General features: G+C 71.1%; 24 protein-coding genes. 16 read left to right on the plus strand and 8 right to left on the minus strand.

Annotated features, from left to right (window positions below; translation table 11 throughout):
• Window positions 1–20: 20 nt before the first annotated feature.
• Entirely contained in the window at window positions 21–2,798 is a 2,778-nt protein-coding gene (locus tag ABEG17_RS11155) for a sugar-binding protein (protein WP_406829545.1), read from the plus strand.
• Window positions 2,799–2,908: 110 nt separating this feature from the next.
• Here ABEG17_RS11155 and ABEG17_RS11160 read toward each other — a convergent pair whose 3' ends face one another.
• The gene (locus ABEG17_RS11160) at window positions 2,909–3,442 is read right to left on the minus strand and encodes a YceI family protein (protein WP_406829546.1); all 534 of its coding nucleotides are present in this window, start codon (window positions 3,440–3,442) and stop codon (window positions 2,909–2,911) included.
• A gap of 119 nt (window positions 3,443–3,561) precedes the next feature.
• On the opposite strand from ABEG17_RS11160, the gene ABEG17_RS11165 reads away from it, so the two are divergent.
• The 8 genes from ABEG17_RS11165 to ABEG17_RS11200 all read left to right on the plus strand — a co-directional run bounded on the left by ABEG17_RS11165 (window position 3,562) and on the right by ABEG17_RS11200 (window position 10,393).
• Window positions 3,562–4,056, plus strand: a complete 495-nt coding sequence (locus ABEG17_RS11165) for a MarR family winged helix-turn-helix transcriptional regulator (protein ID WP_406829547.1) — start codon at window positions 3,562–3,564, stop codon at window positions 4,054–4,056.
• An 82-nt stretch (window positions 4,057–4,138) separates the two neighbouring features.
• Window positions 4,139–5,473, plus strand: coding sequence for a glutamate-1-semialdehyde 2,1-aminomutase (gene hemL, locus ABEG17_RS11170; protein WP_406829548.1), 1,335 nt, complete (start codon window positions 4,139–4,141; stop codon window positions 5,471–5,473).
• On the plus strand, window positions 5,470–6,117 hold the full coding sequence (locus ABEG17_RS11175) for a histidine phosphatase family protein (protein WP_406829549.1): 648 nt from the start codon (window positions 5,470–5,472) through the stop codon (window positions 6,115–6,117). The genes hemL and ABEG17_RS11175 overlap by 4 nt, the downstream gene beginning before the upstream one ends.
• Window positions 6,114–6,719 carry a TlpA family protein disulfide reductase gene (locus tag ABEG17_RS11180; RefSeq protein WP_406829550.1) on the plus strand — a complete coding sequence of 202 codons (606 nt, stop codon included), beginning with the start codon at window positions 6,114–6,116 and terminating at the stop codon, window positions 6,717–6,719. The genes ABEG17_RS11175 and ABEG17_RS11180 overlap by 4 nt, the downstream gene beginning before the upstream one ends.
• A 10-nt stretch (window positions 6,720–6,729) precedes the next feature.
• Complete coding sequence (locus tag ABEG17_RS11185; protein WP_406829551.1) at window positions 6,730–7,494, plus strand: cytochrome c biogenesis CcdA family protein; 765 nt, start codon at window positions 6,730–6,732, stop codon at window positions 7,492–7,494.
• A 1-nt stretch (window position 7,495) separates the two neighbouring features.
• On the plus strand, window positions 7,496–9,052 hold the full coding sequence (locus ABEG17_RS11190; protein WP_406829552.1) for a cytochrome c biogenesis protein ResB: 1,557 nt from the start codon (window positions 7,496–7,498) through the stop codon (window positions 9,050–9,052).
• Window positions 9,049–10,068, plus strand: a complete 1,020-nt coding sequence (gene ccsB / locus ABEG17_RS11195) for a c-type cytochrome biogenesis protein CcsB (protein ID WP_406829553.1) — start codon at window positions 9,049–9,051, stop codon at window positions 10,066–10,068. Before ABEG17_RS11190 ends, ccsB begins: the two co-directional genes overlap by 4 nt.
• Before the next feature lie 16 nt (window positions 10,069–10,084).
• Complete coding sequence (locus ABEG17_RS11200) at window positions 10,085–10,393, plus strand: DUF4229 domain-containing protein (RefSeq protein ID WP_406829554.1); 309 nt, start codon at window positions 10,085–10,087, stop codon at window positions 10,391–10,393.
• 75 nt (window positions 10,394–10,468) lie between these two features.
• On the opposite strand, the gene ABEG17_RS11205 is transcribed toward ABEG17_RS11200, so the two are convergent.
• Together ABEG17_RS11205 and ABEG17_RS11210 are read right to left on the minus strand one after the other, a co-directional pair.
• Window positions 10,469–11,872 (minus strand): NAD(P)-binding protein, encoded by a 1,404-nt coding sequence (locus ABEG17_RS11205; protein WP_406829555.1) that lies wholly within the window; start codon window positions 11,870–11,872, stop codon window positions 10,469–10,471.
• A 52-nt stretch (window positions 11,873–11,924) separates the two neighbouring features.
• On the minus strand, window positions 11,925–12,548 hold the full coding sequence (locus ABEG17_RS11210) for a GNAT family N-acetyltransferase (protein WP_406829556.1): 624 nt from the start codon (window positions 12,546–12,548) through the stop codon (window positions 11,925–11,927).
• Window positions 12,549–12,752: 204 nt separating this feature from the next.
• Between ABEG17_RS11210 and ABEG17_RS11215 the strand changes: the two genes are divergently transcribed.
• Both ABEG17_RS11215 and ABEG17_RS11220 read left to right on the plus strand, forming a co-directional pair.
• Entirely contained in the window at window positions 12,753–14,051 is a 1,299-nt protein-coding gene (locus tag ABEG17_RS11215) for a DUF222 domain-containing protein (protein ID WP_406829557.1), read from the plus strand.
• Window positions 14,052–14,152: 101 nt separating this feature from the next.
• On the plus strand, window positions 14,153–14,518 hold the full coding sequence (locus ABEG17_RS11220) for a hypothetical protein (RefSeq protein WP_406829558.1): 366 nt from the start codon (window positions 14,153–14,155) through the stop codon (window positions 14,516–14,518).
• A gap of 25 nt (window positions 14,519–14,543) precedes the next feature.
• Here the strand turns inward: ABEG17_RS11220 and ABEG17_RS11225 are convergent, their stop codons facing one another.
• The 3 genes from ABEG17_RS11225 to menE form a co-directional block, all read right to left on the minus strand.
• On the minus strand, window positions 14,544–15,428 hold the full coding sequence (locus ABEG17_RS11225; protein WP_406829559.1) for a 1,4-dihydroxy-2-naphthoate polyprenyltransferase: 885 nt from the start codon (window positions 15,426–15,428) through the stop codon (window positions 14,544–14,546).
• 75 nt (window positions 15,429–15,503) lie between these two features.
• Window positions 15,504–15,767, minus strand: a complete 264-nt coding sequence (locus tag ABEG17_RS11230; protein WP_406829560.1) for a PLDc N-terminal domain-containing protein — start codon at window positions 15,765–15,767, stop codon at window positions 15,504–15,506.
• Between the two features lie 12 nt (window positions 15,768–15,779).
• The gene (gene menE / locus ABEG17_RS11235; protein ID WP_406829561.1) at window positions 15,780–16,940 is read right to left on the minus strand and encodes an o-succinylbenzoate--CoA ligase; all 1,161 of its coding nucleotides are present in this window, start codon (window positions 16,938–16,940) and stop codon (window positions 15,780–15,782) included.
• Between the two features lie 67 nt (window positions 16,941–17,007).
• On the opposite strand from menE, the gene ABEG17_RS11240 reads away from it, so the two are divergent.
• Window positions 17,008–17,460 carry a hemerythrin domain-containing protein gene (locus ABEG17_RS11240; protein WP_406829563.1) on the plus strand — a complete coding sequence of 151 codons (453 nt, stop codon included), beginning with the start codon at window positions 17,008–17,010 and terminating at the stop codon, window positions 17,458–17,460.
• Between the two features lie 28 nt (window positions 17,461–17,488).
• Here the strand turns inward: ABEG17_RS11240 and ABEG17_RS11245 are convergent, their stop codons facing one another.
• Together ABEG17_RS11245 and ABEG17_RS11250 are read right to left on the minus strand one after the other, a co-directional pair.
• Window positions 17,489–18,436 carry a 1,4-dihydroxy-2-naphthoyl-CoA synthase gene (locus ABEG17_RS11245; RefSeq protein ID WP_406829564.1) on the minus strand — a complete coding sequence of 316 codons (948 nt, stop codon included), beginning with the start codon at window positions 18,434–18,436 and terminating at the stop codon, window positions 17,489–17,491.
• 43 nt (window positions 18,437–18,479) lie between these two features.
• A complete protein-coding gene (locus tag ABEG17_RS11250) occupies window positions 18,480–18,962 on the minus strand; it encodes a glutathione peroxidase (protein WP_406829565.1) in 483 nt (160 codons plus the stop codon).
• A gap of 100 nt (window positions 18,963–19,062) precedes the next feature.
• On the opposite strand from ABEG17_RS11250, the gene ABEG17_RS11255 reads away from it, so the two are divergent.
• From ABEG17_RS11255 to ABEG17_RS11270, 4 genes are read left to right on the plus strand one after another with little or no spacing between them, the layout of a single operon-like run.
• Window positions 19,063–20,088 (plus strand): o-succinylbenzoate synthase, encoded by a 1,026-nt coding sequence (locus ABEG17_RS11255; protein WP_406829566.1) that lies wholly within the window; start codon window positions 19,063–19,065, stop codon window positions 20,086–20,088.
• Entirely contained in the window at window positions 20,085–21,308 is a 1,224-nt protein-coding gene (locus tag ABEG17_RS11260) for an acetyl-CoA carboxylase biotin carboxylase subunit family protein (protein WP_406829567.1), read from the plus strand. The genes ABEG17_RS11255 and ABEG17_RS11260 overlap by 4 nt, the downstream gene beginning before the upstream one ends.
• A gap of 15 nt (window positions 21,309–21,323) precedes the next feature.
• Window positions 21,324–22,295 (plus strand): hypothetical protein, encoded by a 972-nt coding sequence (locus ABEG17_RS11265; protein WP_406829568.1) that lies wholly within the window; start codon window positions 21,324–21,326, stop codon window positions 22,293–22,295.
• Window positions 22,292–23,440 carry an alpha/beta hydrolase-fold protein gene (locus ABEG17_RS11270; RefSeq protein WP_406829569.1) on the plus strand — a complete coding sequence of 383 codons (1,149 nt, stop codon included), beginning with the start codon at window positions 22,292–22,294 and terminating at the stop codon, window positions 23,438–23,440. The genes ABEG17_RS11265 and ABEG17_RS11270 overlap by 4 nt, the downstream gene beginning before the upstream one ends.
• The last annotated feature ends 3 nt before the right edge of the window (window positions 23,441–23,443 follow it).

The raw sequence follows: 23,443 nt of genomic DNA on the forward strand, positions 1-23,443 counted from the left end.
CCTGACCCAGGAGGTCAACGATGATCGCAGGGAATCGTCCACTCGCCAGAGCAGCAGCCGTCTCGGCGGCAGCTCTGGCGGCCGCAGCAGCCCTCGGGCTCAGCGGATCCGGTGCCGCAGCAGCGGCGCCCCACGACCGCGGAGGACCGAAGCCGCCGGACCGCACCACCTCGGCAGGCCACCCGGTGGACCTCGGGGCCCTGTTCATCGGCGCCCACCCCGACGACGAGGCGGGACAGCTGTCCACGTACGGCGAGTGGGGGGAGAAGTACGGCCTGCGGACGGGCGTCATCACCGTGACCCGGGGCGAGGGCGGCGGCAACGCGGTCGGTCCCGAGGAGGGCCCGGCCCTCGGCCTCCTGCGCGAGAAGGAGGAGCGCGCCGCGGTCGGCACGGCCGGCATCCGCGACGTCTTCAACCTCGACAAGGTCGACTTCTACTACACGGTCTCCGAACCGCTGACCCGGCAGATCTGGGGCCACGAGGACACCCTCGGCAAGGTGGTGCGGATCATCCGCCAGACCCGTCCCGAGATCCTCTCGACGATGAACCCCGCCCCGTCCCCGGGCAACCACGGCAACCACCAGGAAGCCGGGCGACTCGCGATCGAGGCCTTCAACGCGGCGGCCGACCCGAAGCAGTACCCCGAGCAGATCACCAAGGAGGGCCTCAAGCCCTGGGCGCCGTTGCGCCTGCTGGTGCGTGGCTCGGCAGCGACCTCACCCAACGGCCCCGCGTGCGCCACCGGGTTCACCCTCAAGGACACCACCCAGAACGTGTATGGCGTGTGGTCCGGGGAGCGCGCGAAGTCCGGTCGGACGTGGGCCGCCATCGAGCGCGACGCCCAACGTCTCTACAGGTCCCAGGGCTGGGCGACGTTCCCCGACGTGTCGAGCGACCCGAACGCCCTGGGCTGCGACTACTTCCAGCAGGTCGACTCGCGGGTGCCGTTCCCGGCGCCCGGCTCCGCCGCCGCGGGTCAGCCATCAGCCTCTCTGGACGGCGCCGTCACCCACGCTCCGGGGACCGTGCCGCTGGGCACCCTCATGCGCGTGGCCACGACGAAGTTCGGCGTCCTTGCGGGAGCCCCCTTCACCGCGACCGTGGAGGTCACCGCGCCACGCAAGGGCCTGCGCGACGTGGTGGTCGTGCCGTCGGTCCCGAGCGGGTGGAAGGTCGAGGGACGCGGTGACATCGGCACGCTCCAGGCCGGTCGCACCGTGACGAAGGCCTTCACCGTCACCCCTGCTGCCGGAGCCACGGTGGGCGACCGGGCCCGCGTCGCAGCGACGCTGAGGTCCGACGAGGGCAGCGGCTACTCCGACCGTCCCGTCCAGGTGGTGGCTCCCGTGGCCGGCAGCCAGCAGCTGCTCCCGCAGGTCGCTGACTTCGAGAAGTGGACCGGCGCCGGCGCAGGGCAGCCGCAGCTGAGCGGGACGGTGAGCCCCGTGCTGACCCTGGCCTCCGGCGGGTCCCGCCAGGTCCGGGTCGACCTGCGCAACAGCGCGGCGTCGGCGCAGTCCGGCACGGTCGCGCTCGACCTCCCGGCTGGCTTCACCGCCCAGCCGGCCGCGGCGGCATACGGTCCGATCGCGGCCGGCGGGACGGGCTCGGCGACCTTCACGGTCACCAACACCGACACCTCGTTGAAGACGTCGAACGAGGGCGGCACGCCCGGCGCCCCGGCCGGCGACTACGCCTACACGATCACCACGACGTCGCCGGCCGGCACGAGCAAGGCCTCGGCGGCGCTCGAGCTGGTGCCGCGCACGACCATCGGCCACGCCGCGGCCGCGCCGAAGGTGGACGGCGTCGACACGGCGGGGGAGTACCCCGGTCCGGCGATCGACATCTCCCGCCTGTGGGAGGGCACGGCCTGCACGTCGGCCGCCGACTGCTCGGCGACGGCCAAGCTGGCCTGGCGCGACGACACGCTCTACGTGCTGGTGGACGTCACGGACGACACGCTCGGCACCAAGCTGGACGCCGCCGACTGCAAGCGGCACTGGCGCACCGACTCGGTGGAGCTCGCGATCGACCCACGGGGGACGTCGGAGAACACCTCGACGACGTTCAAGGCGGCCATCCTGCCCGTCACCGCGCAGGGCGGTCCCTGCTACGAGCGGGACGCCGACAACCACCAGGGGCCGGGCGCCGAGACCGCTCCCGGCATGAAGGTGGCCTCGAAGGTCGGCTCTGGCGGCTACACCGTCGAGACGTCGATCCCGATGTCGCTGCTGCCGGGCGCGGTCGACCCGGAGCACCTGGGGCTCAACCTGTTCGTCTACGACTCGGACACCCAGGACCTGACCGGCAAGACCCGCATCGGCTGGTCGACGTGGGGTGGCGTGCAGGGTGACCCCTACCGCTGGGGCCAGGCGAAGGTCGAGGGCTACACCCCTCCGGCCGGACGCCCGACCACCGCTCCCGAGCCGGTGATCCCGCTCAGCGCGCTGTCCTCGCTCGACTCGCCGCCGAGCCTGACCCAGGCGGTGGCGATCGACGTGCCGCTGGCGGGTGGGCCGGCGAGCACCCGGGCGAACAGCGGGTGGGTGGACAAGGCGCGGCTGCACGGTGACACCGCCCTCGTGCGGCTGCGCGCCAACGCGCCCGGCACCGCCCACGTGCACGTCGTCGACTCCGCGGGGACCGTCGGCAGCCGCACCGTGACGGTCACGGCCGGCAAGCACGAGTACGGCGTGGTGCTCGACCGTGCTCCGAAGGGCCCGGTGACGGTGCTCGTCGGCTGGGAGGACGCGGCCGGCGGCACCCTGGCGTCGAAGGCCACCGCTCGCTGAGGTCGGTCCGGCGGCAGCCGGGTGTGCGGAAGGGGCCGGTTCCTCGCGGAACCGGCCCCTTCTCGTGCGCTCGGCCGTGGCGGCCGGGCCTGCTGCTGCCTTCGGCAGGCTCAGGCAGCCTTGACGAGCTGGATGTCCAGGTTGATCTTGATCTTCTCGGAGACGAGGACGCCGCCACCCTCGAGGGCGACGTTCCACTCGAGACCGAAGTCCTTGCGGTTGATCTCGGTGGTGGCCTCGAAGCCGGCCTTCTGGTTGCCCCACGGGTCGGTGGCCAGGCCGTTGAACTCGAGGTCGAACTCGACCGGCTTGGTGACGCCCTTGATGGTCAGGTCGCCCTTGAGGGTGTCGTCGGTGACCTGGGTGGAGGTGAAGGTCATGGTCGGGTTCTTCTCCACGTCGAAGAAGTCCTCGCCCTTGATGTGGGCGTCGCGGTCGGCGGAGCCGGTGTCGACGGAGGCGAGCTGGACGGTGGCGTTGATCGTGGAGGCCGCGACGTCGTCGGCGACGTTGGCGGTCGCCTCGAACTCGTTGAACTTGCCGCGGACCTTGGTGACCATGAGGTGGCGGGCCGTGAAGCCGAGCTCGCTGTGCGAAGCGTCGACGTTCCAGGTACCGGCGGAAAGGTCCTTGATGCTGGCCATGGGGGAGTCTCCTGTGTTGAGGGGTTGTCCGCGGGACTTTCCTGCGGTGTCACTGGGTTGAACATAGCAGAACTGGTTTATATTTCAACAACACCGAGGAGATGGAATACTTGACCACCATGAGCACCGCCGCGACCGCGCCACCGCGCTGGCTGACCCCTGCGCAACAGGAGGCCTGGCGCGCCTACCTACGTGGCAGCCGACTCCTGGAGGCCGCCCTCGACCGCGACCTGCAGTCCCACGGCGTCCAGCTGTCCGAGTACGAGATCATCTCGATGCTGTCCGAGGCCCCCGGGCGTCGGCTGCGCATGTCCGGCCTGGCCGACCTCGTCGTGCAGTCCCGCAGCCGCCTCACCCACACTGCGGCACGCCTGGAGAAGCGGGGGTGGGTGCGCCGCGAGTCCTGCCTGGAGGACCGCCGTGGTGTCGAGCTCGTGCTCACCGAACGCGGGCAGCAGGCCGTCGAGGACATGGCACAGGTCCACATCGAGAGCGTGCGGCGCAACATCGTCGACACCATGACGCCGGAGCAGTTCGCCACGCTCGGTGCGGCCATGGCCGCCATGCGCGACGCCATCCTCGCCGGCGGGCTGCCCTCCTGCAGCGAGGTCTGAGCCTGCGGCAGGTGTGAGCCTGCGCACGCCCGCCGCCACACCCGTCCGCGCCCGCTCAGGAAGGGCTGTGACAATGGGGGGCATGACGTCACACCCCTTCGACGCCCCCGCTTCGCAGGCCCTCCTCGAACGCGCGCTGGCAGTCACCCCCGGCGGCGTGAACTCCCCGGTCCGCGCGTTCCGTGCCGTCGGTGGCACGCCCCGGTTCATGGTCTCCGGGTCCGGCCCCTACCTCACCGACGCCGACGGTCGCGAGTACGTCGACCTCGTCTGCTCGTGGGGCCCGATGATCCTCGGGCACGGCCACCCTGCCGTCGTCGAGGCCGTCAACAACGCTGTCTCCCATGGCTTCTCGTTCGGCACGCCGAGTGAGAACGAGGTCGCCCTCGGCGAGGAGATCGTCGCCCGCGTCGATCCCGTCGAGCAGGTCCGCCTCGTCTCCAGCGGCACCGAGGCGACGATGAGCGCGATCCGGCTGGCCCGCGGCTACACCGGTCGCTCGCTCATCGTGAAGTTCGCCGGCTGCTACCACGGCCACGTCGACTCCCTGCTGGCCCAGGCCGGCTCAGGGGTCGCGACCTTCGCCCTCCCGGACTCCGCCGGTGTGCCGAAGGAGATGGCGGCCGAGACGATCGTCCTGCCGTTCAACGACCTCGCCGCCCTCGAGGAGGCCTTCGCCGCCCGCGGGTCCGAGATCGCGGCGGTCATCACGGAGGCCTCGCCCGGCAACATGGGCGTCGTCCCGCCCGCCCCCGGCTTCACCGAGGGCCTGCGCCGGGTCACTGCCGCACACGGTGCGCTGCTCATCTCGGACGAGGTCATGACGGGCTTCCGCTGCTCGGCCGCAGGGTGGTACGGGCTCGAGGGCCCGTATGCCGCCGGGGCGCCCGACCTGTTCACCTTCGGCAAGGTCATGGGTGGTGGCTTCCCCGCCGCTGCCTTCGGTGGCCGCGCCGACGTGATGGCCCTGCTGGCACCGACCGGCCCGGTCTACCAGGCAGGCACGCTCTCGGGGAACCCCGTCGCCACCGCGGCAGGTCGCGCCACCCTCCAGCAGTGCACCCCCGAGCTCTACACCCGGCTCGACGAGGTGGCCGACGCCATCACCGGCGCCCTGCGCACCGAGCTCGGGAAGGCCGGGGTGCCCCACACCATCCAGCGCGCGGGGAGCATGTTCAGCGTCTTCTTCCGGGACGGCGCCGTGACCAACTACGACCAAGCGCGTGACCAGCACGTCCCCGCGTTCGCCGCGTTCTTCCACTCGATGCTCAGCCAGGGGGTCTACCTGCCGCCGAGCGCCTTCGAGTCGTGGTTCGTCAGTGGCGCCCACGACGCTGCGGCCGTGGACCGCGTCGTCTCGGCCCTGCCCGCCGCGGCGTCGGCGGCTGCCGAGTCGTTTGCGACAATCGACTCATGAGTGACGCCCCCCGCACCGTGGTGCACCTGCTGCGCCACGGCGAGGTGCACAACCCGCAGGGCGTGCTCTACGGGCGGCTCGACGGCTACCACCTGTCCGAGCTGGGCCGGGAGATGGCGCAGGCCGCCGCCCGCCACCTCGAGGACCACGACGTGACGCACGTCGTCGCCTCGTCCCTGACCCGTGCGCAGGAGACGGCGACTCCCATCGCCGACTCGCACGGGCTGGAGATCACCACGGACGACCGGGTCATCGAGGCCGGCAACTCCTTCGAGGGCGAGCCGGTCGCCGGGATGCGCGCCTCGGCCTTCGCCCACCCGCGCTACTGGAGCAAGCTGACCAACCCGTTCAAGCCGTCGTGGGGCGAGCCCTACGCCGAGATCGCGACCCGCATGGTGGAGGCGATCGCCTCCGCGCGTGAGCACGCCCGCGGCCACGAGGCGGTGGTGGTCTCCCACCAGCTGCCGATCTGGATCGCCCGGAGCCAGCTCGCCGGTCGTCGCCTGTGGCACGACCCGCGCAAGCGGGAGTGCCGCCTCGCCTCCCTCACCACGCTGACCTACGTCGGTGACACGCTGGAGGCGATCGAGTACTGCGAGCCTGCTGCCGCCCTGCTCGCCCGGTCGCACGGTGGCACCGGATGAGCGGCACCTCCCGTATGGCGCGCGCCTGGTCGCTGGTCGCCGTACCCGTCCTCGCGCTGTCCCTCGGGGCCTGCTCGCAGGACCCCAACTCCATTGCGGCGCAGGCGAAGTCGGGCAACCGTCAGGGCTACATCTCTGGTGACGGCACGGTCGAGTCGATCCCGGCAGCCAAGCGCGGCAAGCCCGTGGTGCTGTCGGGGAAGACCCTGGACGACCAGTCGTGGTCGGTGTCCGGGCAGGCGGGCAAGGTCGTGGTCCTCAACGTCTGGGCGTCGTGGTGCCCGCCGTGCGAGAAGGAGGCGCCCGAGCTCAAGGACGCCGCCGACAAGATCGGCGCCGCGAAGAAGCCGGTGGTGTTCATGGGGATCAACACCCGTGACAACCCTGCCTCGGGCAGGGCGACGGCCAAGCGCCAGGGGATTCCCTACCCGTCGCTGGACGACCAGGGCGGCCAGATGATCCTCGCCCTCCAGGGGAAGGCGCCGACCCCGCCGGTCACGCTCGTGCTCGACCCGTCCGGCCGGATCGCCGCCCGTGTCGTCGGCGAGGTGACGTCTTCGACGCTCACCGGCCTCGTCGACGACGTCCTGGCCGAGAAGTAGGCCGGCCGCGTTGATCGCTGACGTCCAGGACACGGTGACCTCCGGTGCGCTGCCGGTGGCCGTCGTGGTCGCGCTGCTCGCCGGGATGGTGTCGTTCGCGTCGCCCTGCGTGCTGCCCCTCGTCCCCGGCTTCCTGGGCTACGTCACCGGGCTGTCCGACGAGGCCCTCGAGCAGCGGTCCCGTCACCGGATGGTCCTGGGCGCCCTGCTGTTCGTGCTCGGGTTCACCGTCGTCTTCATGGCGACGACCGTCTTCCTCGCCAGCCTCGGCGCGACCCTGGTCGAGCACCGCCAGCTGCTCACGCGCGTCGGCGGGGTGGCTGTCATCGTCATGGCGCTGGTCTTCCTCGGCGTCGGCACGCGAGCCGGGTCGCAGCGCGAGCTGAAGCTGCACCGCCGCCCTGCCTCGGGACTTGCGGGTGCACCGCTGCTGGGAGCCGTCTTCGGCCTCGGGTGGGCGCCGTGCACCGGCCCGACCCTGGGTGCGGTGGTGGCACTCGCGACGGTCACCGGCAACCAGTCGGCGGTGACGCGCGGCACCATCCTGGCGTTGGCCTACAGCCTCGGCCTCGGCCTGCCCTTCCTGCTCATCGCCGCCGGGTTCGAGCGCTTCGGCCGGGTGTCGGCCTTCCTGCGCCGGCACACGCGCGGCATCCAGCTCTTCGGGGGCACCCTGCTGCTCGTCATCGGGGTCCTCCTCGTGACGGGCGTCTGGGAGTCCTGGACCCGATACCTGCAGACCTCGCTGGTCAGCAGCTTCCAGACGGTGATCTGACATGGCCGAACCCATCACCCAGCCCAGGCTGGGCCTCGTCGGCTGGATGCGCTGGATGTGGCGACAGCTCACGAGCATGCGCACGGCGCTGTTCCTGCTGCTGCTGCTCGCGATCGGTGCGCTGCCGGGGTCGATCTGGCCCCAGCGCAGCATCGACTCCAACCGCACCGCCGACTACATCGCCAACCACCCGAAGACCGGGCCCTGGCTCGACCGGCTGGGGTTCTTCGAGGTCTACGCGTCGCCGTGGTTCGCTGCGATCTACCTGCTGCTGTTCATCTCGCTCGTCGGCTGCGTGCTCCCGCGCAGCAAGGTGCACTGGACCGCGATGCGGTCCAAGCCGCCGCGTGCACCGGCCCGGCCGGAGCGCCTCCCGTCCTCAGGGCGTGCAGAGGTCGCCGTGGAGCCGCAGGCAGCCCTGGACGCGGCCCGGGAGGTGCTGCGCGGCAAGCGGTTCCGCACCGACTCGCACGACGACACGTCGGTCAGCGCCGAGAAGGGCTACCTCAAGGAGACCGGCAACCTGGTCTTCCACCTGTCCCTGATCTTCGTCATCATCGGCGTCGCGGTGGGCCACCTGTGGGGGTGGAAGGGCGACGTCATCGTGCCCGTGGGCAAGACCTTCTCCAACACGCTGCTGCAGTACGACACCTTCAACCCCGGGCCGTGGGTCGACCCGCAGAACCTGTCGCCGTTCACCCTCAAGGTCGACAAGCTCGACGCGAAGTTCGAGGAGCGGGTCACCGGCCGCGGCCAGTTCGGCCAGCCACGTGACTTCACCGCCCACGTCACCACCGAGGCGGAGCCGGGTGCCGCTCCCGTGCAGTCGACGATCAAGGTCAACCACCCGCTGGAGATGAAGGGCGCGGGGGTCTTCCTGCTCGGCAACGGCTACGCCCCCACGGTCACCGTCCGTGACAAGGACGGCAACGAGACGTTCAGCGGCCCGGTGCCCTTCCTCGCCCAGGACAACAACTACACGTCGGTCGGCGCGATCAAGGTGCCCGGCGCCGGACCCAAGCAGCTCGGGTTCACCGGCTTGTTCCTGCCCACCGCGGTCATCGACCCGGAGAAGGGCCCGACCTCGATCTTCCCCGACGCGAAGAAGCCGGCCCTGGCGCTCACCCTCTTCGAGGGCACCCTTTTCCCGGGCGGTCGACCGCAGTCGGTCTACGTGCTCGACACCGCGCAGATGAAGCAGGTCGAGACGGCCAAGAACCAGCCGCTGCGCATCTGGCTCGAGCCGGGCAAGACCTTCGAGCTGCCCGGTGGCCGCGGCTCGATCACCTTCGACGGTGTCGACCGGTTCGCCGGTCTGTCGATCCGCCACGACCCGGGCCGGTTCATCACCCTGGGCGCCGCCCTGCTGGCACTGACCGGCCTGATCGGCTCGCTGGTGGTCCGGCGACGCCGGGTCTTCGTCCGGGTTTCGCCTGCACAGGAGCAGGGACGTACCGTGGTCACTGTCGGCGGGCTCGCCAAGGGCGACGACGACGGGCTCCACGAGGTGGTCGAGGACATCCTCGCCACCGTGCAACGACGATTGGGCAGCGCATGACCAACGAGACCCTGGCGGGTTACGCCAACGTCAGCCTCTACTCGGCGATGGCGGTCTACACCATCGCCATGCTGTGCTTTGCCGGCTACCTGGCCGGGCTGCTGCCCGCGCGGGACCGTGCAGCCGAGCGGACCGCCGAGGTCGCCGCCGACCGTGAGCTGGTCGCGGCCGGCGCTGCGGGCGCGGAGACCGACACGACGTCCTCTGCGTCGGCCGCCGGCCCCGCCCGTCCCGTCCGTGGAGGCCTGCCGGACGACGCCGACGTCCCCTCGCGCGCCCGGGCCGCCGCCGGCATCGGCGCCACGACCACCTGGCTCGGAGGGATGCTGCTCCTGCTGTCGGTGGTGCTGCGTGGACTGTCGGTCCAGCGCTGGCCGCTCGGCAACATGTTCGAGTTCTCCGTGATGGGCTCGATGTTCACCTCGATCGCCTTCTCCATCTGGGCGACCAGGCGTGACCTGCGCTGGCTCGGCCTGTTCATCACCGGACCGATCCTGCTCGTGCTCGGCATGGCCGTGCGCGTCTGGTACACCGAGGCCGCCGAGGTCCTGCCGTCGCTGCAGAGCTACTGGTTGATCATCCACGTGACCGTCGCCGTGCTCGCCAGCGCGATCTTCACCCTCGGGGCCGCGGCCACGGCCGTGTACCTCGTCAAGGACGCCTTCGCCCGCTCCGGCCGACGCAGCGTCCTCGACCGCTTCCCCGACGGCCCGGCCCTCGAGCGGACCGCCTACGGGCTGCACATCGTCGCCTTCCCCCTGTGGACCTTCACCCTCATCGCCGGTGCCATCTGGGCGCGCGAGGCCTGGGCGTCCTACTGGAACTGGGACCCCAAGGAGGTCTGGACCTTCGTGATCTGGGTCGTCTACGCGGCATACCTGCACTCGCGGGCGACCAGCGGGATCAGCCGCCAGACGGCGAGCTACATTGCGCTCGCGGGGTACGCGTGCATCATCGTCAACTTCGCGGTCGTCAACGTGTTCTTCGTCGGCCAGCACTCCTACTCAGGCCTGTAGAGGAACCACCCGAACCATGCTGCGGTACTCCGTCCTGCGACTCCTCATCTTCTTCGGCGTCCTGTCGCTGCTGTGGCTGCTCGGCCTGCGCGGCAAGGACCAGGAGTGGATGCTCCTCGTGGGCAGCGCCCTGATCTCGATGGTCCTCTCGTACTTCGTGCTGGCGCGGTTCCGTGAGGAGAGCACCCGTCAGCTGGCCGAGCGCGTCCAGCGCCGCACGGAGTCCAAGCAGGCCGCAGCGGCGGCGGGCACGGGCACCGTCCACGGACGGGACGAGGACGCCGAGGACGCGGAGGACGAGGGCGGTCCCACGCAGTACCGCTGACCTCGCCCGGGCCGTCCCGCGTGGCCGGGCCGGCTCACACCAGCTCCTCGCACCAGCTTTGCTCACCCCAGCTGCTCACACCAGCTCGACGAGACGGGCCAGGCCCGGTGCGGTGTGGGTCGCCAGGCGTTCCCGCACCTCGGCCACGGCGGTTCGGGCGGACTGGTCGGGGGGAGTGCGCGCCGGGTTGAGGGCGACTCCCATCGACCACTCGCGGATGTCGTCCTCGGCGGAGTAGGACGCCGCGTTCCGGGTGCCCTGGATGATCATCTCGGCCCAGTCCTGCAGGGTGTTGCCGTACTGCGACGGGGGACAGATCCGGTTCTTCAGCGCATCGTCGTCGCGGGTGGCCTCGACGTAACCGGTCAACGCAGCCCCGAAGGAGGGGAAGCCGGCCCGGATGGTCTGCAGCGTGATCGCCTCCGGTCGCCAGACCGGGACCGTCCCCGGGATCCTGAGGCCGTCCGCTGCGCAGTGGACCACCACGGCATCCTGCGCCACCTGCACGGAACCGTGCGCGAAGGTGAGCCGGCCGCGCGTGACGTCCTGGATGTGCCCGCGCCGCACCACGTCCTCGATCGTGCGCAGCTGGTCCAGCTCCCACTCGGCGAGCGTCGGCGCCTTGGCCATCGTCGGGGTGACCGACGGGTCGATGCGCAGCATGACGCCGAGTGCCTCCAGCCGCAGGAACAGCTCATCGAGGGAGCGTGCGTGGCGGGCTGACTCCATGAGGTCGGCAAGCATCCCCAGGAAGACCGCGGGATCCGGCTGGATGACGGCACGGTTCAGCATCCACGGGTCTCGGGGCCTGACCCAGCAGATCGCGTCCGGGTCGACTCCACGTGCGAGCAGCCAGATGCAGGCGTCGGTCGCGGTCTTGCCCGACCCGACGATGACGTACTGGCTGGGAGCCTCGTCCAGCGTGGCCAGGTCGTTGACCGGCACGACCCGCACGCCGCTGCCCACCCCGAACGGCGGCGACGTCTCGCCGGGAATGGTGGGCGACAGGTAGTGGGCGTCGACGACCCGGCACGTCGCCGGAACCTCGAAGTCGGCGCCCGAGATCCGCGAGACGAAGGTCCGACCACCGACGTGCTCGGTGTTGGGGAAGAACTCGACCCGCCCGGTGTCCACCAGCCGTTCGAGGACCTCGGCGTAGTAGGTGCAGATCTCGGGCTGGATCGCCCGTTCCTGGAGACCTTTCTCCGGACCTCGCTGCTGCAGCCGTCCACCGCCGAGCAGGGTCGAGGCCACTCCGTAGAAGCAGGACGACTGGTGCAGCCGCACGAACGGGTAGGCCGCGAGCCAGTGCCCGCCGACGCCGTGGCGCCGGTCGACGATCGCCACGCGGACGTCCGCGTGGTCGACGAGCGCGTCGGTGAACGCCATGCCCATGGCGCCCGCGCCCACGACGAGGTAGTCGGCGGCGACAGCACGGGTCATGGCGCCACGCTGCCACTGCGCGGGTGGCTCGTCCATGGTCAGCGATGCCTCGCGGTCGCTGCCGCCCTCAGTCGGCAGCCCTCAGCCCTCAGTCGGCAGCCCTCAGCCCTAAGTCGGCCGCGGCGACGGTCGTGGTCATGACACAGTTCCCCGCGCCCTTGGGCCGGTCGTAGGTGAAGCCCGCCCGTTCGAAGAGCGCCCTCGTCCCGCTGTAGAGGACCGACATCCTCTTCCCGTCGTTGTCGTGCGGGTAGCCCTCGACGACGCCTCCACCTGCCGCTGCCAGGAGGTCGAGGACCCCCTGCAGGGCGATCGCGGAGACCCCTGAGCGGCGGTACCGCTTGTCGACGAACAGGCAGGTGATCCGGTAGTCCGGCCGGCGGTCGCTGGTCTCCTCGTACTGCTTGCGGTGGTAGATGTTCGGCAGCTCGGCGGGTGACCCGTACTGGCACCAGGCCACGGCCTCGTCACCGTGCATGACCAGGGCGGCGTGGGCGCGGTCGCAGCGGACGAGGCGCTCCTTGAGGGCGCGGTTGGCGTCTGCGTCGTACGTCTTCTCGGCGGCCATGGTGTGGAAGTACGTGCACCAGCACCCGCCGAAGACTCCGTTGTGCCGCTCCATCAGGGCCGCGTATGCCGCCCACGTGTCCGGTCCGAGGGCCTCGACCCTCAGCTCCTCCGTTGCTACCCGTGACTTCGTCGTCCCCGCCATCGCGTCACCGTAGCCCCGGATGCGGACGATCTGCTTCCGCCATCGGCCTCCACAGGCTGCGCCGGCCGGGTTGGTTGTCCACAGGGCTCGGGTCACGGGTTGCCTGATGTCCTGTCCCATGCTTGCGAATTGTGTTGCGGTTCAACGTGATTGATGTTGGTCTCGGCCGGTGGGGCTGTCGGTGGTCGGGTCTAGGTTTGTCGTATGGAAGCAGGCGTGGGGGTTGGGCAGCGGCGCGAGATGATCGCAGCTGCTCGCGCTGCGTTGGCGGGGCTGGCGGAGGTGCTGTGGCAGGTGCCGAGCGCAGGGGGTGGGCTTGCCGGGTTGTTGGGTGAGGTCGACGCCTTGGGTGCTGCGTGCGACGCGGCGCGGGTCGCGGTGGTGGGGGAGGCGATCGAGCGGGGTGAGCCGGGCAGCGGTGCTCGGGCGATGAGTGCGACGGCGTGGGTGCGTGAGCACGCGCCGTCGACGCGGGCGGGTGGGGCCGGGCAGCTGGTCGATGTCGCGGTCGCCTTCACCAAGCCGGTCAATGAGACGGTCAGGGTGGCTGTCGAGGCCGGAGAGCTGCCCGTTCGCTCGGCGGCGGTGGTGCTCGCCGAGGCAGACCGGTTGCGGCCGTTGCTGGCCGACGGCGCGGAGCCCCACGTGGTGGCGGGGCTGATCGAGATGGCGGTGCAGCAGGGGCCACGGGGGTGCCGGATGGTGCGGCCCGCGCTGCTGGCGAGGTACGGCAGGGATGGCCAGCTGCAGCTGCACCAGGACGCGGCCAAGCGCTTCGTGGCCTTGTCGCAGCCGGTGGAGGACGGCACGGGCGTCGCGGAGTACCGGCTGGTGCTGGACGTGGAGGGCAAGGCGGTGCTGGAGGCTGCGTTGGGCCCGTTGTCGGCGCCGCGTTCCCTGGCGGGTCAGCCGGACCTGCGCAGCTGTGACCAGCGTCGTGGGGAGGCCCTGGTGACGTTGGTTCGGCGCGCTGTCGCGGCAGGGGAAGGAATCGGTCCGGTCGCAAAGACGCAGCTCGTGGTCACGATGGGTTGGGAGTCCTTGGTGTCCGGGGTGCGTGGGGCCGGGGTCACGCTGGGTGGTTCGGACACGGGCACGGTGGTGGCCCCGGAGACGGTGCGCCGGTTGGCCTGCGACGCCTCGGTGGTCCCGGTGGTGCTGGGGTCGGCGGGAGAGGTGCTGGACCAGGGGCGGGCGGTGCGGTTGTTCACCACGGCCCAGACGCGCAGGTTGTGGCTTCGCGACGGTGGGTGCACGTTCCCGGGGTGCTCGATGCCGCCGCAGTGGTCGGATGCTCATCATCTCGTGCACTGGGCGGATTTCGGGGTCACGGATGTGGGGAACGCGGCCTTGTTGTGCGGGCAGCACCACGCGGTGGTGCACTCCCGCCGCCTGGCAGGTCAGGTGCTGGTGGATGAGGGTGGGGAGCGGGTCGAGTGGGACCTGGCCTTGGGCAGCTATGACCAGCTGCTGGCTCGTCGGGCTGCGCAGGAGCCGGCGTGACCCCGCCCAACGCACACCCCACACCCCGCCCCACCAGGAGGGGGGCAGTCACCGTGCCCGTTGCCGCTGGATCTGGAGGCTCGGTGCTGGACACTTCGTGGGTGGCCAAAGGACGCAGAGGGATGAAACCGGCTGCTGCCCGATGGCTGTGGAGCGCGCGGGGAGCCAGACTGTTCGATCCGGCCGGTGTCGAGTATGCGCCGGCACGTCACGGCCTGCTCAGGTGTGACGTCGATCGCCTGGTTAGGGCGCGGGAGTTGCCCCTCGCGGTCCATGATTGCGGGGACGGGGTCTCGTGGAACTCGGAGACGGTGGCGTTCATCGTGTGGTCATCCGTGCAGGACGACTTCGAAGACGTCGAGGGTTGGATGCCGCCGGCCGACGCGCCGGGCGCGCTGCCCTATCGGGCCGAGATATGGCGGTCCGCAGGCACCGATCGTCATGTCCTCGTCCTGCGAAACGACTGAGCGGAGGCGGGTCACACCCGCAGGGTCAGCCCACCTTGAGGCTGAGGGCGATGCCGGCGGCGAGCAGCACGGCATACACGATCTCGAAGATGCCGGTCAGGGCGAGCACGGGCACGAGGTCACGGCCCGTGGCCCCGGAGAGCAGCGCCTGTATCGGCTTGGCGATGACGGCGACCGAGAGCAGCGCCAGCAGGGCGAAGACCTGCTGGGTGCTGATCGCGACGACCATCGCGAGGGCGATCGCGATGAGTGCGACGTAGAGGGTGCGCGTGCCGCGGTCGCCGAGGCGGACGGCCAGGGTGACCTTGCCGCTCTCGCGGTCGGTCGGGATGTCGCGCAGGTTGTTGGCCACCAGGATCGCCGCGGCGATCGCGCCGACGCCGACGGCGCCGAACAGGCCGAGCCAGCTGAGCGTGTGGGCCTGGGTGTAGAGCGTGCCGAGGGTGGCCATGAGCCCGAAGAACACGAAGACGTAGAGCTCTCCGAGGCCGCGGTACCCGTAGGGGTTGTCGCCGCCGGTGTACTTCCACGCGGCGACGATGGCCAGCGCGCCCAGCGGGATCATGATCCAGGCCTGGCTGATGGCGACGAGGGCGAGGCCGACCAGCGCCGCGGCCCCGAAGAACGCGAAGGCCATGAGCTTGACGTTCTCGGGGTTGGCCTTGTGCTGGCCGACGAGCCGGATCGGCCCGACCCGGTCGCTGTCGGTGCCCCGGATGCCGTCGGAGTAGTCGTTGGCATAGTTGACGCCCACCTGCAGCCCGAGGGAGACCAGGACGGCGAGCAGGCCGAGACCGAGGTTGGCCTTCTCGAGCGGGGCTGCGGCGGCGGTGCCGACCACGACGGGGGCGACGGCGGCGGGGAGGGTGCGCGGGCGCGCACCGGCGATCCACTGGGACAGGGTGGCCATTCGGTGTGTTCTCGCTTGCCGGTGGGGGTGCTGGGGTGGGGGGTGCTGGGTGGGGGTGCTGCGCGGGGGAGGTGCTCAGAGCCTACGGAGGAAGTCCGGGTCGTCGTCGGGGCCACGCGGGGGACTTCCCTGTCGTCTCGGACCCTGGCCGGGGTTCGCGTTCGAGGGCCGGCCGGCGATGAGCCACGCGATGGGGCCGACGAGCGGGAACAGCAGGACGAGCAGGATCCACAGCAGCTTGGGGAGGTTGCGGACGCGTGAGTCCTCGGTCTGGATGCAGTCCACGACGGCATAGACGGTCAGGGCGACCGTCGCGAGCCAGGGGAGCAGCCGGAGCATGCCCCCATCGTGTCATGGCCGGGTGTGGAACAACGCAGCGATCCCGGCACGGTCAGGTTTGCCCGGGCCGCGCAGGGGGAGCTCGCCCAGGACGACGATCCGACGGGGCAGTGCGTGGTCGGCGAGGCTGCCCCGCAGCGCGTTCCGGACCTGCAGCACGGAGGGGTGCGCCACCCCGGGTCGGACCACGAGGGCAGCAGCCACGATCTGGCCCCATTCGGGGTCCTCGAGCCCGAGCACCACGGCCTCGGCGACGTCGGGCAGCGACGTCAGGGCCTCCTCGACGAGTCGCGGAGAGACCTTCAGCGCGCCGGTGGTGATGACGTCGTCGAGGCGGCCGTCGACGTGCCAGCGGCCGGACCCGGGGTCACGATGGCCAAGGTCGTCCGTGCGGAACCACCGCACGCCCTCACCGTCGGTGACGAAGGCCCCCTCCGTGAGGTCGGGCCGGCCGAGGTAGCCGCTGGCCACGGTGGCGCCACCGAGGTGGATCCGCCCCTCGTCATCGGTGCGGATCGTGGTCGGGGACAGTGGCACGCCGTCGTAGACGCAACCACCGCACGTCTCGCTCATCCCGTATGTCGTCACGACGGTCGCGCCCGCCTCCCTGGCTCGCACGAGCAGCGCGGGGGAGGTGGCTGCACCGCCGACGAGGACGGCGTCGAACTCGGACAGGGCTCGGCTGGCGTCGGGATCCTCGAGCACCCGCAGGAGCTGGGTGGGCACCAACGACGTGTAGCGGCGCTCTCCCTCGAAGGCCTGCGCAGCGTGCGTGAAGGCCTCGGCGGTGAACCCGTCCGACAGGTCGACGAGGCCCGGCTCGGTGTCCGCAGCGACGCAGCGCAGCAGGACCTGGACGCCGGCGATGTGGTGCGGCGGCATGGCCAGCAGCCACGACCCCGGCCCACCGAGGCGGGTGTGGGTGGCCCGGGCGCTGGCGGCCAGGGCGGCGGCCGGGAGCATCGCGAGCTTGGGGGTGCCGGTCGAGCCCGAGGTGCCGACCACGAGCGCCGTGCCCGCGTCGGGGACGGCGCCATCCGGCACCGGCGGGGGGCTGCCGTCGGCGGCATACGGCAGGAGCGCGACCTGACCCGCGGCCGCGTCGCGGAGCAGGGGCAGAGCCAGCGCCGCCGCGGTCCCTGCGGCGATCGGCAGGGGGCGCAGGGACGTCACGAAGTCAGGCTAGCCGTGGGTGGACGGTGGGACCCGCCGGGCGGGACCATGGCGGCAGGAGGCCACCATGGATGCGGAGTTCGCGGCATACCTGGAGCGGGTGCGGGCGCACCGTGCCGAGCTGCGCGACTCGGTCGCTGCCGTCGACGAGGCGCTTGCCTCCCCGCTCGCGCGGGGCGGCGCCTGGCGCGAACGGGTCCGGGCGGCGCTCGCCGAGCTGGCCCACGACTTCCGTGACCACATCGACCTCACCGAGCGACCTGGGGGGCTCTACACCTCGGTACGTCGTGACTCGCCACGGCTCGCCGGCCGGGTCCAGCGGCTGCTGCGTGAGCACGAGCGGTACCGCGAGGACATCGACGCCTACCTCACCGTGCTCGAGCACGCGGGGACGATGGCCGACCTGCCGGTGTTCCGTGAGGAGGTCACGACCCTGATGGGGCAGCTGGTGCGCCACCGGCAGAAGGGTTCGGACCTGGTGTACGAGGCCTACGACGTGGACCTCGGCGGTTCCGAGTGATGCTCAGGAGTACGGCTCCGAGTGAGCCTCAGAAGTACCAGGGGTAGGGGGACCAGTCGGGGTCGCGCTTCTCGAGGAACTGGTCGCGTCCCTCGACGGCCTCGTCGGTCATGTAGGCGAGGCGGGTCGCCTCACCGGCGAACACCTGCTGGCCCATCAGGCCGTCGTCGAGCAGGTTGAACGCGAACTTGAGCATGCGTTGGGCCTGCGGGCTCTTGCCCATGATCTCGCGGGCGGCCTGCAGCGCCTCCACCTCCAGCGACGCGTGGTCCGCGACGATGTTGACCGCACCCATGCGGTGCATGTCCTCGGCGGAGTACGTGCGGCCAAGGAAGAAGATCTCCCGGGCGAACTTCTGGCCGACCATCTTGGCCAGGTAGGCGCTGCCGTAGCCGCCGTCGAAGGAGCCGACGTCGGCATCGGTCTGCTTGAAGCGTGCGTGCTCGCGGCTGGCGATCGTCAGGTCGCAGACGACGTGCAGGGAGTGTCCGCCGCCGGCTGCCCAGCCCGGGACCACGGCGATGACGACCTTGGGCATGGTCCGGATCAGCCGCTGCACCTCGAGGATGTGCAGGCGCCCGCCCTCGGCCTTGACCCGACGGTCGTCGACGCCTGCCGCCGTGTCGTCTGAGTCGTCCTTCGCGTACTGGTAGCCCGAGCGCCCCCGGATGCGTTGGTCGCCACCGGAGCAGAAGGACCACTTCCCGGCCGCACCGGTGCCGTCGGGGCCGGGGCCGTTGCCGGTGATGAGCACGACGCCGACGTCCGGGGTGCGACGCGCATGGTCCAGGGCCTGGTAGAGCTCGTCGACCGTGTGCGGCCGGAACGCGTTGAGCACCTCGGGCCGGTCGAACGCGATGCGGACCGCGCCGACCTCGCGCGCACGGTGGTAGGTGATGTCGGTGAAGGCGAACCCCCCGACGGCGTCCCACGCCTGCGGGTCGAAGGTCTCGCTGACGGTCCGCTGCTCGCTCACGTCCGCGAGGCTACCCGCGGGCGACGGTGCCACCGGCAACCGGTCAGGCGGCGAGGGCCTTCTCGATGGCGTCCGTGAGGGCCGCGGGCTCCTTGGTGGGAGCGAACCGCTTGACCACCTGGCCGTCACGACCGACGAGGAACTTGGCGAAGTTCCACTTGATGTTCTTGCCGAGCAGGCCGCCCTTCTCCGACTTGAGCCAGTCGTAGAGCGGGTGGGCGTCGTCACCGTTGACGTCGACCTTGGCGAACATCGGGAAAGAGACCCCGTAGTTGCGCTCGCAGAACGCCCCGATCTGCTCCTCGGTGTTCGGCTCCTGGCCCCCGAACTGGTTGCACGGGAAGCCGAGCACGACCAGCCCCTGGTCGGCATACGTGCGGTAGAGCTCCTCGAGGCCACCGAGCTGTGGGGTGAAGCCGCACTGGCTGGCGGTGTTGACGACGAGCACGACCTTGCCCGCGTAGACGGACAGGTCCTGGTCGGCGCCGTCGAGGGTGGTCGCGGAGAAGTCGGACAGCGTAGGCATGGCGTCACCGTACGTGGGCTCCCGGTGCCCCGGTCGCCCGGGCTGCTCTCGCTCGGTGGACGGTGCGCGGCCGCGGGCCGTGCACGGTTGGATGGGTGGGGTGACCACGCACCTGCCCTCACCCGGCGTGCCGGAGCTGGGCGACCTCCTGGCCGGACTGCACGTCGTCGCGATCCCGATGCGGGTGAGGTTCCGCGGCGTCGAGGTGCGCGAGGCCGCGTTGCTGCGCGGCCCGTCCGGCTGGGGCGAGTTCTCGCCGTTCCCGGAGTACGAGCCGCCCGAGGCCGCTCACTGGTGGTCCGCGACCCTTGAGGCGGCGTATGGCGCGTGGCCGGCCCCGCGCCGTACGGAGGTCCTCGTCAACGCCACCGTCCCGGCGGTGGCGCCCGAGCGGGTGCCGGAGGTGCTGGCGCGGTTCGACGGCGCCACGACGGCCAAGGTGAAGGTGGCCGAGCGCGGCCAGTCCGTGCAGGACGACGTGGACCGTGTCGCCGCGGTTCGGGAGGCGATGGGACCCGGTGGCCGGATCCGCGTGGACGCCAACGGCGGGTGGTCGGTCGAGGACGCCACGGCTGTCCTGCGGCGCCTCGCGAGGTACGGCCTGGAGTATGCCGAGCAGCCCTGCGCGAGCGTGGAGGAGCTGCGCGACCTGCGGCTGGCGCTGGCGCGCAACGGCATCGACGTCCTCGTGGCCGCTGACGAGTCGATCCGCAAGGCGCAGGACCCGGTCAGGGTGGCCCGGCTGGAGGCCGCGGACCTCGTCGTCGTCAAGGCGGCCCCGCTGGGTGGCGTGCGTCGTGCACTGGAGGTCGTCGAGGCGTGCGGGCTGCCGGCGGTCGTGTCCTCCGCCCTCGACACGTCCGTCGGGATGGCTGCGGGGGTGGCGCTCGCCGCCGCCCTTGAGGACCTGCCGTACGCCTGCGGTCTCGGCACGGTCGCCCTGCTCGAGGGCGATGTGGCCGCCACGCCGCTGGAGCCCCGAGGTGGCGTGCTTCCCGTCGGTCGGGTGCAGGCCGACGAGGACCTGCTGTCGCGGTGGGCGGCGCCGGCCGAGCGCCTGCAGTGGTGGCGCGAGCGCGTCACCGCATGCCATCTGCTGCTCGGCGACGCTACGGTCGTCCCGTGAACGTCATCTTCGTCGAACCCGGGTTCCCGGCCAACCAGCGCAGGTTCGCCCTGGCGCTGGCCTCGGTGGGCGCCGACGTCATCGGCATCGGCGAGTCGGAGGAGTGGCAGCTCGACGACGAGCTCCGGGACGCCCTGAGCGGGTACTACCGCGTCGGGTCGGTGACGAGCCAGCACGAGATGACCGAGGCGGTGCGCTTCATCCAGTCCAAGGTGTGGGTGGACCGGCTCGAGGCCACGGTCGAGGCCCACACGATGACGGCGGCCCACGTCCGCGAGGCCACCGGCATCCCCGGTACCTCGGTCCGCACGACATGGCTGTGCCGCGACAAGCCGTCGATGAAGCAGGTGCTGCGCGAGGCCGGGGTGCCCACGGCGGCCTCACGTGGCGTCGACCACGCCCACGAGGTGTGGGAGTTCGCCGAGGAGCACGGCTACCCGCTCGTCCTCAAGCCCCGCGACGGCGCCGGCGCCAAGGACACGACCCGGGTGGACGACGACGAGCAGCTCAGCCGGGCGCTGGTCGACTTCGGCAGGCACGGCGCCGCGTCCATCGCGGTCGAAGAGTTCGTCGAAGGCCACGAGGGCTTCTACGACACCATCACGAGCAACGGTCACGTCGTCCACGACTGGACCACGCACTACTACCCCAACGTCCTCGAGGCGATGCGCACCCGCTGGATCTCCCCGCAGTTCGTCACCACCAACCGCATCGCCGACTCCGACTTCTACCGCGAGGTCGCCGAGATGGGCCAGCGCGTCATCACCGCCCTGGGCATCGAGACGTCGGCAACCCACATGGAGTGGTTCCACGGACCCAAGGGCCTGAAGTTCTCCGAGATCGGCTGCCGCCCACCGGGTGTCGGGTGCTGGGACCTCTACTCCGCGAGCAACGACGTCGACGTCTACCGCGAGTGGGCGCAGGTCATCGTCCACGGCGTCCCCGAGCGCCAGATGCTGCGCCCCTACTCGGCGGGCATCGTCGCGCTGCGCCCGGAGGCCGACGGCCAGATCACCGGCTACAGCGGCATCGACGAGATGCAGGCGCGGCACGGCCAGTGGGTCATCGACGCGCACTTCCCGCCGCAGGGCCACCACACCCAGGCGGTGGAGGCCGGCTACATGGCCAACGCCTACGTCCGCATGCGCCACCCGGACTACGACACGCTTCGGGGAATGCTGGACGACGTCGGCAGCTCGATCCACGTGCACGCCGGCTAGTCGCGAATCCTGTTGATGCGCACCATTCTCCTTGGACCCCAGCGGTTCATGACCACCGCCGGCACCGCCCTGCGCTCGCTCGGCGTCGAGGGTCGCGTGGCGACGGTCAACGCAGGCTGGGAGGAGCGCGAGGACGACGTCGCCGAGCTCGACGCGGTCCTCGAGGGTCGCGCCGACCACCTGCGCCTCTACCACCGCACCTTCGACGTGATCGCCAAGGACGACGTGTTCGCCGCGGCCGCCATGACCTTCCGCGACCACCACGACGCCCTGCTCTCGCTCTACCGCCTTCGTCTGCAGCACGCCATGGACGGCCTGTACGCCGTGGTCCGGCGCACCCGCGACGGCGAGCTGCGCGCGAGTGGCCCCCGCGCCGCCTACGGCGCGGTGGACGACGCGGTCGAGGTCGTGCGCCACGTCGACGCCTGGTACTCCGCGCAGCTGAAGACCTTGTACGCCGAGCTCGACGCCGCGGCCCCCCTGGACTCCAGCGGGGTGATCGCCTGGCACCGTGGTGAGATCGAGGCGGTGCTGGCCGACAGTGCCGCTCTGGTGCTGACCGGTGGGCACGTCGGCACCCTGCTGCGAGCGTTGCGGCTGTTCGCGATCCGCATCCCCGAAACACTGCCCGTCATCGCCTGGTCGGCCGGTGCGATGGCCCTGACGGAGCGGGTCGTGCTGTTCCACGACCTCGGTCCTGAAGGAGCGAACGAGGCGGAGGTGTTCGACCGTGGCCTCGGGCGGGTCAAGGGTGTCGTCGCCCTCCCGCACGCGCGGCGCCGGCTGCGCCTGGAGGACAAGGACCGTTGCGCGGTGATGGCGCGGCGCTTCGTCGACCAGCACTGCGTCCTGCTCGACGACGGCACCGCCCTGGAGCTCACCGCCGACGGCGGCCTGCCCAAGGGTGCTCGGATCCTCGGCATCGACGGCGCCGTCCACGAGCTCGGGGCGACGCCCACCGCCAGCGGCAAGGCGGCGATGTCGTGAACGAGCGCAGGCTCGCCGTGAACCGGCTCCGCCAGCGGCTGCCCGTCGACGGGGCGGCCATCGACCGGTTCCTCACCAGGCACCCACCACCGGTCATCGAGGGGGAGCGGGCGACGTTCCTGTTCCGCGGCGACGCCGACGAGGTCCGCGTGCGGCACCGCGTCGTCGGGCTGCCCGACCCGCTGCCCATGCGGCGGCTACCCGACACCGACCTGTGGGCGGCCACGACCGTCCTGCCGAGCGGGTCGCGGGTGGAGTACCAGCTCGAGACCCGCCGAGGCGACCACTACGAGACGTTCAACGACCCCCTCAACCCCAGGGTGGCGCACTCGCCGATGGGGTCGAGCTCGGTGTGCGCGGCCACGGGCTACGCCGTGCCCGACTGGGTGCACCACGACCCCGAGGCGCGTCCCGGCGAGATTGTCGAGGACGTGTTGCGCTCCAAGGCGCTTCGTCGCGACCAGGCGGTCAAGCTGTACCTCCCGGCGCGCTACAACACCGCCCTGCGCTACCCCCTGCTCGTCGTCCACGACGGCTTCGACTACCTCGACTACGCAGCGATGAAGACGGTGCTGGACAACCTCATCCACCGACTCGACGTCGCGCCCGTGGTCGTCGCGTTCGTCCCGCCGCGCGACCGGCTCAAGGAGTACCCCAACCACGCCCCGCACGCGCGCTTCATCGCCCGCGAGCTCGTGCCGCGGCTCGCCGAACGCTTCTCGCTGCTGGACGACCCGCACGGCCGCGCCCTCATGGGCTCGAGCTTCGGTGGTATCGCTGCCCTGTCGACGGCGGTGCGCTACCCGGGCGAGTTCGGCTCGCTGTTCCTGCAGTCGGCGTCGATGGTGTTCACCGACATCGGCAGCGACCACGGTGGCGGCCCCTACTTCGACCCCGTGGTGAAGTTCGTCAACCGCTACCGCGAGAAACCGAGCCGCCCGGTCGAGCGCATCTTCATGTCGTGCGGCACCTACGAGCCGCTCATCACCCCGAACCGCTCGATGGTCCCGGTGTTCCGTGGCGCCGGCATGACGGTGAAGTACGTCGAGGCCCGCGACGGCCACAACTGGGAGGACTGGCGCGACCGGCTGCGAGACGGCCTGTCCTGGATCTTCCCCGGCCCGCAGAAGTTCGTCTACGAGTGACGC

The sequence above is a fragment of the Pedococcus sp. KACC 23699 genome (assembly GCF_045348425.1).
In the GTDB taxonomy this organism is placed as follows: domain Bacteria; phylum Actinomycetota; class Actinomycetes; order Actinomycetales; family Dermatophilaceae; genus Pedococcus.